The sequence below is a fragment of the Caballeronia sp. RCC_10 genome (assembly GCF_041360715.1).
Lineage (GTDB): Bacteria > Pseudomonadota > Gammaproteobacteria > Burkholderiales > Burkholderiaceae > Caballeronia > Caballeronia grimmiae.
Window position 1 is genome coordinate 143854 of sequence record NZ_JBFUPT010000002.1, and the last position, 14466, is coordinate 158319.

Genomic DNA, 14466 nt, shown 5'->3' on the forward strand with positions numbered 1-14466 from the left:
CGATAACCGCGGCGGACACGCGCAGAATGGCAGGTCCGCTTCCCTGACCTGATTCATAATGCCCGACTATCTGGACACAGCCACGCTGATCGACGTTGCGCGCGCCGCCCAAGCCCGCGCGCCCGGGCCATGCGCGTGCACGAAAACGCCGCTCGACGGCTGGCAATCGCAGCCGCTTTCGCTCGACGAAACGCAGCTCCGTGAGATCGGCACGTTGCTGCACGAAGAAGACCCCGAGCCGACCTTTGCCGAGTACCTTCCGGGCAAGCTCGATTACTGGTCCGCCGACGCGCCCATCACGCCGCGCTACTTCCCGTACAACCGCTGCGGCGTGTGGGAATGCTCGTCGTGCGGACGTCTTTATCTGCGCTACACCGAAGGCGGCGGCTATTTCGTCGACCGGCGAATCCGCGCACTGCGTCTTGCGCTCATCGAGGACGTCTCGCTTTGACCGGCGACGCCGCTGTGCAGACGCGCGACCAGATAGTCGATCAACACCCGCACCTTCAGCGGCAAGAACCGGTTCGGCGGATACAGCAGCCATAAGGAGCCAGCGTACGGCTGCCCGTCGAGCGACCAGTCAGGCAGCACCTGCACCAGCTCGTCACGCGCGAACGCTTCCGCTGCCGTGAACTCCGGCACGTTCGCAATGCCGAAGCCCTGAAGGGCGGCTTCGAGCCGCGCACCGGCATGATTGGCGATATAGCGCCCATGCACGTCGACGGTTTGGGCGTGTGTGCCTAGCCGAAATCGCCATCGATTGTCCCCCGGCGTTTCACCGAGATAGATGCAGTCGTGCTGCGCGAGATCGCGCGGATCGCGCGGTGTTCCGCGTGCATCCAGATAAGCCTGCGACGCGCAGAGCACCCAGCGCACGGAACCAAGCTGCCGGCCCGCGAGACCGGGCGGTGGCCGCTCGGTCAGGCGGACTGCGAGATCGAGATCGTCGGTCAAAGGATCGATGTCGCGGTCCGAGTACAACAGCTTGAGATCGACTTCCGGATAGGCGCGCAAGAACTCGGGCACAAGCGGATGAAGCACCGATCTCGCGAACTGGCTCGGCGCGCTGATGCTCACTCTGCCTTGCGGCCGGTCGCCGGGTTGACCGGCCGCATCGACGGCGGCCGAGGCGGCGCTCAGCATCTCGCGGCAGTATCGCGCGACCTGCGCACCCGATTCCGTGACACGCACCTTGCGAGTGGAACGCTCGAGCAGGCGGGTAGCCAGCGCCTCTTCGAGACGCTTGATCTGACGGCTGACCGTCGATGGCGTGCTGGCTAGCTGACGCGCGGCCAGCGAGAAATTGCCGGCATCGACGACGCGCGCAAATACCGCCATATCGGGCAATAAGGCGAAGAGTTCGTTGGGGTCCATCGTGTCCGGGAAGCGCCTGGGGATTGATGCGTAGCATGCACAATTGCTATGCGCCGTGACCCGATTATCACCGCGATTGCAAAGCTCGACAATGCGAGTCCTCTTACCGGGGTTCGCCATGTCCAGACCGTATCGCTTGCAATCAATCTCCGACCTGATGCTGCTGGCAGTCGCCGTCGTATGGGGTTCGAGCTACGGCATCGCCAAAAGCGCGCTCGCGTATTACCCGGTGCTCGGGCTGCTTGCGCTGCGTTTCGGCATCACGTTTGTGTTGCTGTTGCCCGCGCTGCGCCCGATGCGTCACGCCAATTTGCGCACGTTGAGCGGCGTGACCGGCGCCGGCCTGCTGCTGCTCAGCATCTTTCTGTGCGAAACGTTCGGCTTGCTGCTCACGCGCGCAGCCAACGTGGCGTTTCTCATTGGCCTTTGCGTGGTGCTGACGCCGCTCGTCGAGTGGTCGCTTCTGAAACGCCGGCCAGCGCGCATCGAATGGATGGCCGTTGCGGTCTCGTTGCTGGGCGCGTGGCTTTTGACCGGGGACGGCGCGCTGACGCTGGGTCGCGGCGATCTGCTGATTCTTGCAGCCGCAGTCCTGCGCGCCATTACCGTCTGCGTGACCAAGCAGTTGATGCGCGATGCGGCGCTACCGCCTTTGACGGTGACCGCTGTGCAATCCGGCGTGGTGGCGCTCGGCAGCGGAGCCGCGGCGCTCATGCTCTCGCCTGCGCAGTGGCAACACGTGCCGTCCATTACAGGCCACCTCACGTTCTGGGGATGCGTCCTGTATCTGGTGCTTGCCTGCACGCTCTTCGCGTTCTTCGCGCAAAACTACGGCATCAAGCACAGCAGTCCGACGCGCGTCGCGCTGTTGATGGGCAGTGAGCCGGCGTTCGGCGCGTTGTTCGCATGCCTGTGGCTCGGCGAAAAAATCTCGCTCACTGCATGGGCTGGCGGAGGGCTGATCGTGGCGGCATCGCTGCTGGCTACCGTGCGTGGATCGAAGGGCGTGCGCCGGCCGGAACCCGTGCCTGCGTGATGCGCTCGCCTGCGGCGCGTCATGGCGGCGACTTCCCGTTCAACAGGTCTACTGGTTAGCACCGATATAACCGCCGCGTCTCACCTGATCGAAACGATTCATTACGTGCAGCAATTGCTGCCACCTACACTGCTTGCACGCTCGCATCCGCATCGACGCATTGCCGAATGCGTCGCATGTCGTGCGGTTAAGAGTCATTCGTTAGTTACATGAAAACAGAAACGGACATGTTGAATCGCCACTAGACAACTGAAGCGAAGGAGACACGCGTGCAACCAACCGCACTCGAACCAGAACCAGCGTCAAGTCATCCCCTGTCGTCGATTTCCACATCCAGCGCCGAAGAGCGCGCGCTCTATCTCAGAGTGACGCTGCGTATCGTGCCGCTGCTGTTCGTCTGTTACGTCGTCGCATTTCTCGACCGGATCAATGTAGGATTCGCCAAGCTCCAGATGCAGGACGCGCTGGGTTTCAGCGACAGCGTCTACGGCCTCGGAGCGGGCATCTTCTTCCTCTCCTACTGTCTGCTCGAAGTGCCCAGCGCCATGCTTCTCAAGCGCATGGGCGCGAAGAAGACCATTGCGCGCATCATGATTTGCTGGGGAATCGTCGGTGCATGCACCGCGTTTGTGAGCAACGTCACGCAGTTCTATATCGTGCGCTTGCTTCTCGGCGTCTTCGAGGCGGGCTTCTTTCCGGGCGTCATCTTCTACCTGAGCTCATGGTTTCCGGAAAGCCGGCGCGGCGTGATCATCGCGTGCTTCATGGTGGGATTTCCGGTGGCGGGTCTGGTAGGCGGGCCGGTGTCGGGATGGGCGATGACGAAGCTCGCTCATGTTGGCAACCTCGCCGGATGGCAATGGCTGTACATCGTCGAAGCGTTGCCTGCGGTGCTGCTGGGCCTCGTCACGCTCTTCCTGCTGGACGACAACATCGACAAGGCCAAGTGGCTGACGCAAGCGCAAAAGGAAGTCTTGCGGCAAGGCTTTCTAGTCGAAACGGAGCGCAAGCGCAGGACCAATCAACGCGGCCATAGCAGACTCGCGGAAGCGCTGTCGGATCGCAAGGTGTACATGCTGGCGTTCATCGACTTCGCCTTCGTCTGCGGCACCTATTCGGTGACGTTCTGGCTCCCGACCGTATTAAAAGACTCCGGCCTCTCGGACCTTTCGCTGCTCGGCTGGCTTGCGGCGATTCCTTATGCGCTCGGGGCGGTCGGCATGGTCGCGATCAGCCGCAGTTCCGATCGCATGCTCGAACGCCGCTGGCACGCAGCCATCGCGGGCGCTATCGGTGCAATCGCGTTGCTGCTCGTGTCTCATCCGAACCATTCATCCGCGTTGACCGTCGCGTTGCTGAGCGTGGCCTCGGTCGGCATATTCGCGACGAACGTGCTCATCTGGTCGCTCGCCGCGGATTACCTGCATGGCTCGCCCGCCGCTGCGACGAGCATCGCGTTCGTCAATTGCATCGGCCTCCTGAGTGGATTTTGCAGTCCGTTCGTCATCGGATGGCTCAAGACGGCGACAGGCACGCTCGTCAGCGGGCTATACGTCATGACAGCGATTCTGGTGCTCGGTATCTTCGTGATGCTGCTGGGCTTCAAGCCACAGAAACCGGCGAACGCATGAATTATCGTCACGCCCGCCACAATGCGTTGCGCGGGTCGTCCATTCTATTCTCAGTCCGCACACACCCGGCTCACCATGCATAAAATTGCAGTCCTCGACGACTATCAGAACGCGGCGCTCCGCTTCGGAGATTGGAACAGCCTGAAGGATCGTGCCGAAGTGACGATCTTTAACGATCACATCAGCGATGAGGAAGCACTCATCGAACGCCTGCAGCCATTCGACATTCTGTGCGTCATGCGCGAACGCACCTGGTTCACGAGAAGCGTCTTGTCGCGGCTCAAGAACCTTAAGCTGATCGCGAGCACGGGGCCGTGGAATGCCGCCATCGATATCGAAGCCGCCGATGAGCTGAACGTCTCCGTTTGCGGCACCGCGTCCTCACCGACGGCTGCGGCGGAGTTGACGTGGGCGCTGATCCTCGCTGCCATGCGCCACATCCCGCGAGAAGTCGATTCGTTCATAAGCGGCGGCTGGCAAGTCTCCGTTGGCAGCGATCTTCACGGCAAGACGATCGGCCTGCTCGGACTTGGCTACACGGGAAGCGCCACTGCGCGCGTTGCCCGCGCCTTCGGCATGCGGGTGATTGCATGGAGCCAGAACATGACCGCGCAGGCGGCCGCCGAGCACGGAGCGCAATACGTCAGCAAGGACGAGTTGCTTTCGTCGAGTGACATCGTCTCCATTCATGTTCGCTTGTCGGACCGGACACGCGGGCTGATCGGCGCAAAGGAACTCGCGCAGATGAAACCGCATGCGCTGCTGGTGAATACGGCGCGCGGGCCCATCGTCGATGAACGTGCGCTGATCGAAGCGCTAAGGGAGAAGCGCATCGCGGGCGCTGCGCTCGATGTTTTCGACATGGAGCCGTTGCCGGCGGAACACGCTTTGAGGTCGCTCGGCAATGTAATTGGCACGTCGCACATCGGATACGTGACCGAGAGTTCGTATCACCTCTATTACGGCGAGTCGGTGGAGAATATCAGGGCCTGGATGGACGGAAAGCCGATCCGCGTGTTGACGGCCGCCAAGCGTGAGATCAGCTACCACACCGAGGCCATCTGACCGCGTTCGCCGCTGTTGACTAACGCCGACTCACCGGCAAGCCAATCACGCGTCCCGCATGACTGGCATCCGCCGCTGCGATCGTCGCCTGTGCGGCGATGTTCGCGGCGATGTCTTCGTCGAACGGAGCGGACCTGGGCGCGCCGCTAGTGTCGATATGAATCAGCATCTGTTCGCACACGCAGACCGGATCGACGCCCTCTCCTTCGAACATCTGCAAGTACAGGTGGATGCGCTTCGCGTCATGCGCAATGACGCGGGCATCGACACGCACGGCCGCGCCTTCCTTCAGTTCGCGCAAATAGCTGATATGAGCCTCCAAGGTGTACAACGTGCGGTGCCGCGTGCGTCGCGCTTCATCGCCGAGACCGATGCCGTCCATGAAGGCATCGGTCGCGAGGCTGTAGATCAGCATGTAGAACGCATCGCGCAAGTGGCCGTTGTAGTCGACCCATTCGGGCCTGACCGTGTCGCGATAGATCATCGTTCAGTCCTCGATGCCGTGACGCGCCTTTGCTTGCGCAATCGCCTCGACGACGCTCGTGATGCAGTCGTCGCGATACCGTTCCAGATCCTTGATGCTGCGCCCGTTTGTCTGCTTCGCGGTGCCGTCCACGACGCGATCGATGAGTTCATCGGTCAGCTTCGGCGCAACCAGCTTCGTCCACGGCAATTCGAGCGCCGGCCCGAACTGCTGCATGAAATGCCGCATGCCCGCCTCGCCGCCTGCAAGCGTATAGGTCAGAAACGTGCCCATGAACGACCAGCGGATGCCTGCGCCGTAGCGTATGGCGTCGTCGATTTCGCCGGTCGTCGCGACGCCCTCATTCACGAGATGAAGCGCCTCGCGCCACAACGCTTCAAGCAGTCTGTCGGCGATGAATCCGGGCACTTCCGCGCGCACGCGCAACGGCCGCATGCCGATGGACGAATAGAACGTCATGGCGGCATCGATCGATTCTTCCGACGTTCGCCCGCCGCCAAGCACTTCGACCAGCGGCAGCAGATAGACCGGATTGAACGGATGTCCGACGATGCATCGCTCCGGACGCACCGCGCTCGCATAGAAATCACTCGGCAAAAGTCCCGACGTCGATGATGCAATGATGGCGTCAGGCTTCGCTGCGCGACTCACGCGCTCATGCAGCGCGAGCTTGAGTTCTTCGCGTTCCGGCGCGCTTTCCTGGATGAAATCCGCATCGGCGACGCATGCCTCGACCGTACCGACTACGCGCAGCCGTTCCTGCGATGCGCCCGGCGCGAGTCCGACGCGCTCCAGCGCAGGCCATGCATTCGCGACGTTCGCGCGGACCACCGCCTCGGCGTCCGGAGCCGGGTCCCACACGGTCACGTCGAGACCATGCGCGAGCGCACGAGCGACCCATCCGCTGCCGATGACTCCGGCGCCAAGCGCGGCAAATTTCTTTACTTGCATGTATTTCCCCTTCGACGCTCAGGCAAATTGTTCGACTGCACGCTTTTCCAGCGGACGCTCGCCGCGCGGCGGCAAGCCGAGTTTCTTGCGCCCTTCGGCCGGCGTGAGCGCGCGGCCACCCAGCCGTTCGATGATCTCAATCGCTCGCTGCACCAGCGTTCCGTTGCTGGCATGCACGCCGCGATCGAGCCACAGGTTGTCTTCCAGTCCGACGCGCACGTGGCCGCCGAGCAACATCGCTTGCGCGACCATCGGCATCTGCATCTTGCCGATGCCAAAGCCCGCCCAATGCGCGCCGGGCGGCAAGTTGTCGACCATGGCCTTCAACGTGCCCGTGTCCGGCGGCGCACCCCACGGAATGCCCATACAAAGCTGAAAGAGCGGCGGCGCATCGAGCAGTCCTTCCTTGAGCAACTGATTCGCGAACCATAGATGGCCCGTGTCGAATATCTCGAGTTCGGGCCGCACGCCGAGTTCCTGTATGCGCTTCGCGCCTGCTCGCAACTGCGCGGGCGTCGACACGTAAATGTAGTCTCCATCGCCGAAATTGAGCGTGCCGCAATCGAGCGTGCAGATTTCGGGCAGCAGTTCTTCGACGTGAGCAAGACGCGTGAGACCGCCGACGAGATCAGTGCCTCTGCCGAAGCGCATCGGTTCTTCTCCCGGACCGATCTCGAGGTCGCCGCCCATGCCGGCCGTCAGATTGATGACGACATCCACATCCGACGAACGGATGCGGTCCACGACTTCGCGATACAGCGCGGGATCGCGGCTGCCGCGACCGGTGCGCGGATCGCGCACATGGCAATGCGCCACCGTCGCGCCGGCGCGCGCGGCTTCGATAGCCGCATCGGCGATCTGCTTCGGCGTGACGGGAATCGCGGGATGCCGGGACGTGGTGTCGCCCGCCCCGGTTACTGCACACGTTACGATGACGTCGTAGTTCATGGTCGATATGGATGCCTAATCGTTCATAAAAGCCGGTGAACGCGTCACCGGCCAGCCATTCAGAGCCCGAGGTACTGCTTGACGGCGGGCAGCCCGTCTTTTCCATCGACGGTCTTCACGCCCGCAAGCCATGAATCGAGCAGTTGCGGGTTCTTCTTGAGATACGCTTTCGCGGCTTCGGCGGGACGCTCCTTGTTCATCACCGGCTGCATCAGGCGGTTCTCGAGGTCGGTCGTAAAGCGCAAGTTTTTGACGAGCTTGCCTGCGTTCGGACAGCGCGTCAGGAAGTCCGTGTTGGTCAGCGTATAGACACGGGCTTCGCCGTAGTTGGGGCCGAATACGTCATCGCCGCCGGACAGATAGTTGATCTTCATCTGGATGTTCATCGGATGCGGCTCCCAGGCGAGAAACACCACAGGCTTTTTCTCGCGAATGGCGCGCTCGACCGTCACCAGCATGCCCGCCTCGCTCGATTGCACCAGCTTGAAACCACCGAGACCGAACTGATTGGTGTCGATCATCTTTTGGATCTTGGCGTTCGCGCTGCTGCCCGGCTCGATGCCGTAGATCTTGCCTTCGAGTTCGTCCCTGTGCTTGGCGATGTCCGCAAACGTCTTGATGCCCGCGTCGTATGCATAACCCGGCACGGCGAGCGTCGCCTTCGCGCCCGAGAGATTCGGCGGTTCGATCTTGTCGATGCTTCTCGCATCAAGGAAAGGCTGCACCGCGTTTTCCTGCACCGGCCACCAGTACCCGAGCGAGACGTCGATCTGCTTGCTCTTCAGGCCCGCCAGCGATATGGGCACCGACGCCACCGTCGTGCGAGGCGTATAGCCGAGCCCTTCGAACAGGACGGACGCAAGCGCGGTCGTCGAGGTGATGTCGGTCCAGCCGATATCGACGAAGCGCACGGTGCGGCATGACGCGTCGTCGGCAGCAAAGGCGCAGGCGACGTTCGCAGCGCATGCGGAGGCAACGAGAATCGAGAGCAGGCGATGTTTCATGGAGAAGTGTCCGTCTGGAGAACGTGAGTAGAAAGTACCGCTGCATTAAAACACCCAAACGTCCGATTGCGACTGCGAGTTGACTGCCAGCGACGTCACGGTTTTCAGGGACACGCCCGATTGCGCCCGGTTTTTGCACTTGTTAGCGTGAGGGGTTGCCGCCTGGTGCCCAATCATTCGATGCCCGCCCCTCAAGACTTTCACTTCCTCGTTTTGCCGCAGTTCTCGTCGATCGGCTTCATGTCGGCGATCGAACCGCTGCGCGTCGCGAATCGCTTTCGTGGCGAGCTATACCGCTGGCGCATCGTGTCGGTCGATGGCGGGCCGGTCGTCGCGAGCAACGGCATCTCGCTCAATGCGGATGCGTCCATCGACGATACTGCCGATGCGCGCATGGTCATCGTCGTGTCGGGATTCGAGCCGCTTGCACGCTACACGCGCGGCATCGGCGACTGGTTGCGCCGGCTGGATCGCGCGGGGGCGACGCTCGGCGGCATCGATACAGGCAGCTTCATTCTCGCCGAGGCGGGTCTGCTCGCGGGCAAGCGCACGACGCTGCATTGGGAGGCGCTCGCTGCGTTCTCGGAGCGCTATCCGTCGATCGAAACGAGTCAGGAACTGTTCGAGATCGATGCACGACGCATCACGTGCGCGGGCGGCACGGCGTCCATCGATCTGATGCTGGATATCATTGCACGCGATCACGGCGCCGAACTCGCCGCCCAGGTGTCGGAGCAGTTCGTGCTCGGGCGCATTCGGCAGCGCAACGACCATCAGCGCATGAAGATCGCAGCGCGTTACGGCATCCACAATCGCAAGCTGATACAGGTCATCGGCGTGATGGAGCAGCACATGGAGGAGCCGCTGTCGCCGGATGCACTGGCTGATTCGATCGGCGTCACGCGGCGTCAGCTCGAACGTCTCTTCTGCGCGGCGCTGAAGGATACGCCGACGCACTTCTATCTCGGCCTGCGTTTGACGCGCGCCCGCGAACTGCTGCAGCAAACCGACATGTCGATACTTGCGGTCTGTGTCGCATGCGGCTTCGAATCGCCTTCGCATTTTTCCCGGACGTATCGCGCGCGCTTCAATGCAAGTCCGCGTCAGGACCGCAGCGCATTGCGCGCCGTGATCACTGCGCAGGCTGCATGATGTTGGAAGGGTTTGCCGCAGGCCGAAATGAACATCGGCCTGCGTGTTTGACGTGACGCCCCGCGGCCGGATGCTGTCCATTTGGATCTTCAAATACCATGCGCCGACCGGAAACGCGTTGGTGCCTTAGGAGTCTGTGCGCGCAATAAGGATAGCCATACTAATTATTCATAGATAGTCATAACGAGAGCGCTGCGCGTCTTATCTCGACACTTGGACGCAATTGCTGAAGCTGTTTCGATACTCCTGTCCTTGCCGGAGCGAGGACGCCGGGTCTGCTCGCCGTGAAAGCCTGTCTGCCGAATCAACGAGCAAAGGAAGCCATGATCTCGCGGCTCCGTTCTCCACAGTGACAGACCATTGAACCCGTGCGCTGACAGCGCATAAACCGCCTCGTCGAACGCTCGTGCGCATCCGTCGCTCGACCGGCGAGACAGCCGGCGAAGAACGCGGATCGTGTCGTTTTTGCCATCAGGCGCTAAACCTCTGCGCGCGCCTGCCGTTAATCCAGGCAAGACCTGGTTGCAATCAAGTAAATCACCTACCGCGGCACTCACACCGCGGCTGAGTCGAAAGGAGAATGACCGTGAACGAATTCGAATGGATGATGGCCGGCGTGTATCTCGCGGCGCTCGTCAGCGGCACGCTTTTCATCAGCGTGCTGGCGCGGCGCAGCTTGAACAAGGTAAGCGAGCGCGGGCGCTGAATCTGCCGCGCCGACGCGCCCTGGACGCGCCGTCAGAACTGCGGATCGAACAGCGCAACGGTACGGTCCAGCAACTTCTCGAGTAACGGACGCCGCCGCCACTCGTCGAGCGTAATGCGCTTCGACTTTTCGACATCGCTGTCGAAAATCTCCCGCTGTTGCCGGGCGAAATCACGGTCATAGATGTTGAGGTTCGCCTCGTCGTTCAGCTTGAACGACCTGCTATCGAAGTTCGTCGAACCGACCGAGACCAGATACTCGTCGACTACGATCACCTTGCAATGGAACATCGTCGGCTGATACTCGTGCATCTCCACGCCCGCGGCAAGCAGATCGCCCCAGCACGCCCGCGAAGCCTCCCGCACCGTATGCGTGTCGATACGCTTGCCCGGCGTGATGATGCGTACCTTCACCCCGCGCTTCGCCGCTTCGACGATAGCGTTGATGGTCAGTTTGTCCGGCACGAAATAGGCGCTCGACAAATGGATGGAGTGCGTTGCGGCGGTGATCGCCATGAGATACATCAATTGCATGTCGTCGCTGCCGCCTGAAGGCGAACTGCTGAACATGTGCGCGAGGCCATCGCCGGCCGCTTCGATCTGCGGAAAGTACTTCGGGCCGTGCAGCACGTTGCCCGTCGCCTTCACCCAGTTGTCCATGAAGACCGCCTGCATCTGCCCGACCGCCGGACCCTCGATGCGATAGTGCGTGTCGCGCCAGTGCTTCTCGTCCTGCGCGTGCCCGGTCCATTCATCCGCGATACCCACGCCGCCCGTGAAACCGATGTGTCCGTCGATGACGAGCAGCTTGCGGTGCGTGCGGTCGTTCATGCGGCCAAGACCCGTCCAGTGCGGCTTGTGATACTTGACCACCTCGGCGCCCGCTTCGCGCAACGTGTCGAGATAGCGCTTGTCCATCTTCGACGATCCGACCCAGTCGAGCAGCACGTGCACCGCGATGCCAGCGCGCGCCTTGTCGGCAAGCGCACGCGCAATGTCCTCGCCTATCGCGCCCTTCCAGTAGATGAATGTTTCCAGCGTGATCGTGTGCCGCGCCGAACGGATGCCATCGAGCATCGACGGAAAGATTTCGTCGCCATTGACAAGCACGTTGAAGCGATTGCCGTCGACGACGGGCGGCCCGAGCAAGAGGCCCATCGAGCGGATGAACTGCGGATCGTCGCTGGCATAAAGGCGCTCGATCTTGTGCTCGATCTTCTTCTCGCCGCTCGTGAGGTTCGCCACCAGCAGCACGGCGATGAGCGTCACTACAACCGTCGACACAATCAGGACAATCGTCGTCATCCGCACGTCTCGTGTTGAAGATCCATCCGGAACCGCCCGGTTCCGGCCCAAGGTTCATTCGCCGCGAGAACTGCCTACTTCTTCAACGCCGCGTCGGTCTGTTTCGCAAGCTGGAGATGCTCGCGCAAGGTCGCCAGTCCATCGCCGGCGAGCGCCCTGACGTCCTCATCGCTCGCATGGACGGCCTGGTCGCTGAACAGCTTGATATCGGACTCGTGGTCGGAGAGATTGTGCTTCATGAACAGGCTGTCGAACGCATGGCCGCTCAACGGCTTGAGCGCGGTGTACGTTGCGCGCTGAGTGAGCGTGAGTTTGTCGGGCAAGCGGTAACCCTTCTGTTTCGCGAGTGCGACGATCTTGTCGTTCATCGCCTGATGGTCTTGAATCATGCGCTTCGCGAATGCCTGCACCGCCGCTTCATGCGACGATTTCAACGCAAGCTCGCAGGTTTGTATTTCCGCGCGTCCATCCTGCAGCGCATCGGCGAGGAACTTCTCGGCACTGTCATTGGTGGCCGCGCTCGACAGCGAAACCCACGCTGCAAGCAACGCGAACATCGATGCGCGGCACACGCGGCCGATGCGGTAACGGGCGGCTGGAAATGTGAAAGACCTGTCGATGCGCATCTCGTCATCCCCTCTTATGGGCCCCGTCGACCGGCGAAGCCGGACATGAGGCTCAGGCCGGCGAGCAAGATGCGTTCCGCAGATCGACTGCGGAAAAGAGAATCATCCAGCCTTGAGAACGTGCAGGCTGGAATCACTGAAGGAAATCGACGAAGCCGAAGCGACACGTGCATCCGGCTTCGCGACAGGCTTTTTTGCTTCACGCATCGACAGATAACGCAGACAGCACACGCGCAGAAACGATGCGAAGTTCGTCGGCATCTCGCCGCGCAATGCGACGAGTTCGTCGTAGAGCTTCGCAGCGAACTGACTCGTAGTGAGATTCTCCAGTCCGGCAATTTCGTGCAGGACGTCCCAGAACAGGTTCTCGAGGCGGACGGTGGTGATCACGCCGTGAATCCGCAGCGAACGGGTGCGCGATTCGTAAAGGATTGGGTCCGCGTTGATATAAACCCTACACATGGCGTCTTCTCCGTGCAGTCAGGAGCCGGACCCGCGCGGACCCGGCATTGATTGGCAAAGCTAGCGCAACATGCGACTCGTCACAATCGGGCGCAATCCGGAGCCAGCCGGAACTACACGCGCCGCGCCTGCATTTGCTGCGCGATGTAATCCGCCTGCCGGATCGCCAGCGTGACAATGGTGAGCGTCGGGTTCTCGGCCGCCCCGGTGGTGAACTGACTGCCATCGGAGATGAACAGGTTCGCCACTTCGTGCGCCTGGCCGTGCGAATTGCACACGCCGTCTTCCGCCTTCGCACTCATGCGCGCCGTGCCCAGATTGTGCGTCGACGGATACGGCGGCACGATGTACGTTGCCTTCGCACCCGCCGCCTCATACACGGCGCTACCCTGCTTGTATGCGTGATCGCGCATCGCTTCGTCGTTCGGGTGATCGTCGAAGTGCACATTCGGCACCGGCATGCCGTACTGATCCTTTACCTCGCTGTTCAGTGTGATGCGGTTGCTTTCTCGCGGCATGTCCTCGCCGACGATCCACATGCCCGCCGTGTACGCGTACTCGTCCATCACCTGCGCGAAACTCAGGCCCCATGCGCCCGGATCGACGAACGCAGCATAGAACGGCAGGCCGAGGGAGACCGTCTCCATGTGATAACCACCTGCGAAGCCGCGTTTCGGCTCGAACTTCGCCTCGTCCTCGATGATGCCCGCCATCGTCGTTCCCTTGAACATCTCGACCTTGTCGTTGAACACGCCGTAGACCGAGCCTGTCGTATGGCGCATGTAGTTGCGGCCTACCTGGCCCGAGCCGTTGGCGAGACCATCGGGAAACTTGCTTGAATTCGAATTGAGCAACAGGCGCGGCGTTTCGATGGAGTTTCCGGCCACCGCGACGATGCGCGCCTTCTGCCGCTGAATTTTGCCGTCCTTGTCGAAGTAGACGACGCCCGTCGCCTTGCCGCGCGCATCGTGCTCGATCTTCACGACGTGCGATTGCGGACGCAGCTCCATGTGGCCTGTCGTCTGCGCACGCGGAATCTCGGTGTACAGCGTCGACCACTTGGCGCCCATCCGGCAGCCCTGAAAGCAGAACCCGCGTTGAAAGCAGTGCGTGCGATCATCGCGGACGGTGCTGTTGATCGCCATGTGGCCCGTGTTGCATTCCTTGTAGCCGACCTTCATCGCGCCTGCCGACATCACCTTGAAGTTGTTGTTGCCAGGCAGGCCCGGCAAGCCATTGGTGCGCGTGACGCCCATCTTCTTCTCGGCACGATCGTAGTACGGGTCGAGTTCGGCGCGCGTCAGAGGCCAGTCGAGCAGGTTGGCGTCCTTGACATCGCCGTATGTGGTCCTTGCCTTGAATTCGTAGGGCTGGATGCGCAGGCTCGCGCCCGCCCAGTGCACGGTCGTGCCGCCGACCGTCTTGCAGATCCACGCGGGCAGATTCGGGAAGTCTTTCGCGAGGCGCCACGAACCCGATGTCGTGCGCTTGTCGAGCCACGAGAGCTGCTTGAATGCGTTCCACTCTTCCGTCGAAAAGTCGCCTTGCGTATGCATCGCGCCGGCTTCGAGCACGACCACGTCGATGCCCTTCTGCGCGAGTTCGTTGGCAAGTGTGCCGCCGCCCGCTCCCGATCCGATGACCACGACGACATGATCGTCGTTGTGTTTGAACTGCGCCTTGTTCTCTGCGTACATGACTGTCTCCGTAATCCGTTGTCCGT

Annotated in this window: 14 protein-coding genes; 5 read left to right on the forward strand and 9 right to left on the reverse strand. The window is 61.7% G+C overall.

Going from position 1 to position 14466, the window contains the following annotated elements; all coding sequences use genetic code 11:
• Positions 1 to 58 precede the first annotated feature (58 nt).
• Positions 59 to 451, forward strand: coding sequence for a hypothetical protein (locus tag AB6804_RS05225; RefSeq protein WP_370885536.1), 393 nt, complete (start codon positions 59 to 61; stop codon positions 449 to 451).
• On the opposite strand, the gene AB6804_RS05230 is transcribed toward AB6804_RS05225, so the two are convergent.
• A complete protein-coding gene (locus tag AB6804_RS05230) occupies positions 388 to 1374 on the reverse strand; it encodes a LysR substrate-binding domain-containing protein (protein ID WP_370885537.1) in 987 nt (328 codons plus the stop codon). The two genes, AB6804_RS05225 and AB6804_RS05230, sit on opposite strands and share 64 nt — an antisense overlap.
• A gap of 118 nt (positions 1375 to 1492) precedes the next feature.
• Here AB6804_RS05230 and AB6804_RS05235 point away from each other — a divergent pair, with 118 nt between their 5' ends.
• The 3 genes from AB6804_RS05235 to AB6804_RS05245 all read left to right on the forward strand — a co-directional run bounded on the left by AB6804_RS05235 (position 1493) and on the right by AB6804_RS05245 (position 5106).
• Entirely contained in the window at positions 1493 to 2410 is a 918-nt protein-coding gene (locus AB6804_RS05235; protein ID WP_370885538.1) for a DMT family transporter, read from the forward strand.
• Between the two features lie 269 nt (positions 2411 to 2679).
• A complete protein-coding gene (locus AB6804_RS05240) occupies positions 2680 to 4041 on the forward strand; it encodes an MFS transporter (RefSeq protein ID WP_370885539.1) in 1362 nt (453 codons plus the stop codon).
• Positions 4042 to 4116: 75 nt separating this feature from the next.
• Positions 4117 to 5106, forward strand: coding sequence for a D-2-hydroxyacid dehydrogenase family protein (locus AB6804_RS05245; protein WP_370885540.1), 990 nt, complete (start codon positions 4117 to 4119; stop codon positions 5104 to 5106).
• Positions 5107 to 5125: 19 nt separating this feature from the next.
• On the opposite strand, the gene AB6804_RS05250 is transcribed toward AB6804_RS05245, so the two are convergent.
• The 4 genes from AB6804_RS05250 to AB6804_RS05265 are packed head-to-tail and all read right to left on the reverse strand — an operon-like array spanning position 5126 to position 8493.
• Positions 5126 to 5590 (reverse strand): thioesterase family protein, encoded by a 465-nt coding sequence (locus AB6804_RS05250; protein WP_370885541.1) that lies wholly within the window; start codon positions 5588 to 5590, stop codon positions 5126 to 5128.
• A 3-nt stretch (positions 5591 to 5593) separates the two neighbouring features.
• On the reverse strand, positions 5594 to 6541 hold the full coding sequence (locus tag AB6804_RS05255) for an L-carnitine dehydrogenase (RefSeq protein WP_370885542.1): 948 nt from the start codon (positions 6539 to 6541) through the stop codon (positions 5594 to 5596).
• An 18-nt stretch (positions 6542 to 6559) separates the two neighbouring features.
• The gene (locus AB6804_RS05260) at positions 6560 to 7489 is read right to left on the reverse strand and encodes a 3-keto-5-aminohexanoate cleavage protein (RefSeq protein WP_370885543.1); all 930 of its coding nucleotides are present in this window, start codon (positions 7487 to 7489) and stop codon (positions 6560 to 6562) included.
• A 59-nt stretch (positions 7490 to 7548) separates the two neighbouring features.
• Positions 7549 to 8493 (reverse strand): choline ABC transporter substrate-binding protein, encoded by a 945-nt coding sequence (locus tag AB6804_RS05265; RefSeq protein ID WP_370885544.1) that lies wholly within the window; start codon positions 8491 to 8493, stop codon positions 7549 to 7551.
• Between the two features lie 180 nt (positions 8494 to 8673).
• Between AB6804_RS05265 and AB6804_RS05270 the strand changes: the two genes are divergently transcribed.
• Positions 8674 to 9645: a GlxA family transcriptional regulator gene (locus tag AB6804_RS05270; protein ID WP_370885545.1), complete on the forward strand. Its 972-nt coding sequence runs from the start codon at positions 8674 to 8676 to the stop codon at positions 9643 to 9645.
• Between the two features lie 738 nt (positions 9646 to 10383).
• Here AB6804_RS05270 and cls read toward each other — a convergent pair.
• From cls to AB6804_RS05290, 4 genes are all read right to left on the reverse strand, one after another.
• Positions 10384 to 11655 carry a cardiolipin synthase gene (gene cls, locus AB6804_RS05275; RefSeq protein WP_370885546.1) on the reverse strand — a complete coding sequence of 424 codons (1272 nt, stop codon included), beginning with the start codon at positions 11653 to 11655 and terminating at the stop codon, positions 10384 to 10386.
• A gap of 74 nt (positions 11656 to 11729) precedes the next feature.
• On the reverse strand, positions 11730 to 12281 hold the full coding sequence (locus AB6804_RS05280; protein WP_370885547.1) for a DUF4142 domain-containing protein: 552 nt from the start codon (positions 12279 to 12281) through the stop codon (positions 11730 to 11732).
• 102 nt (positions 12282 to 12383) lie between these two features.
• The gene (locus AB6804_RS05285) at positions 12384 to 12743 is read right to left on the reverse strand and encodes a ribbon-helix-helix domain-containing protein (protein WP_370885548.1); all 360 of its coding nucleotides are present in this window, start codon (positions 12741 to 12743) and stop codon (positions 12384 to 12386) included.
• Positions 12744 to 12856: 113 nt separating this feature from the next.
• Positions 12857 to 14440: a GMC family oxidoreductase gene (locus AB6804_RS05290; RefSeq protein ID WP_370885549.1), complete on the reverse strand. Its 1584-nt coding sequence runs from the start codon at positions 14438 to 14440 to the stop codon at positions 12857 to 12859.
• Between the last annotated feature and the right edge of the window lie 26 nt (positions 14441 to 14466).

Coding starts and splice junctions, on each gene's coding strand:
- AB6804_RS05225 (WP_370885536.1), top strand. CDS start 59: ATGCCCGACTATCTGGACACAGCCACGCTGATCGACGTTGCGCGCGCC.
- AB6804_RS05230 (WP_370885537.1), bottom strand. CDS start 1,374: ATGGACCCCAACGAACTCTTCGCCTTATTGCCCGATATGGCGGTATTT.
- AB6804_RS05235 (WP_370885538.1), top strand. CDS start 1,493: ATGTCCAGACCGTATCGCTTGCAATCAATCTCCGACCTGATGCTGCTG.
- AB6804_RS05245 (WP_370885540.1), top strand. CDS start 4,117: ATGCATAAAATTGCAGTCCTCGACGACTATCAGAACGCGGCGCTCCGC.
- AB6804_RS05250 (WP_370885541.1), bottom strand. CDS start 5,590: ATGATCTATCGCGACACGGTCAGGCCCGAATGGGTCGACTACAACGGC.
- AB6804_RS05255 (WP_370885542.1), bottom strand. CDS start 6,541: ATGCAAGTAAAGAAATTTGCCGCGCTTGGCGCCGGAGTCATCGGCAGC.
- AB6804_RS05260 (WP_370885543.1), bottom strand. CDS start 7,489: ATGAACTACGACGTCATCGTAACGTGTGCAGTAACCGGGGCGGGCGAC.
- AB6804_RS05265 (WP_370885544.1), bottom strand. CDS start 8,493: ATGAAACATCGCCTGCTCTCGATTCTCGTTGCCTCCGCATGCGCTGCG.
- AB6804_RS05270 (WP_370885545.1), top strand. CDS start 8,674: ATGCCCGCCCCTCAAGACTTTCACTTCCTCGTTTTGCCGCAGTTCTCG.
- cls (WP_370885546.1), bottom strand. CDS start 11,655: ATGACGACGATTGTCCTGATTGTGTCGACGGTTGTAGTGACGCTCATC.
- AB6804_RS05280 (WP_370885547.1), bottom strand. CDS start 12,281: ATGCGCATCGACAGGTCTTTCACATTTCCAGCCGCCCGTTACCGCATC.
- AB6804_RS05285 (WP_370885548.1), bottom strand. CDS start 12,743: ATGTGTAGGGTTTATATCAACGCGGACCCAATCCTTTACGAATCGCGC.
- AB6804_RS05290 (WP_370885549.1), bottom strand. CDS start 14,440: ATGTACGCAGAGAACAAGGCGCAGTTCAAACACAACGACGATCATGTC.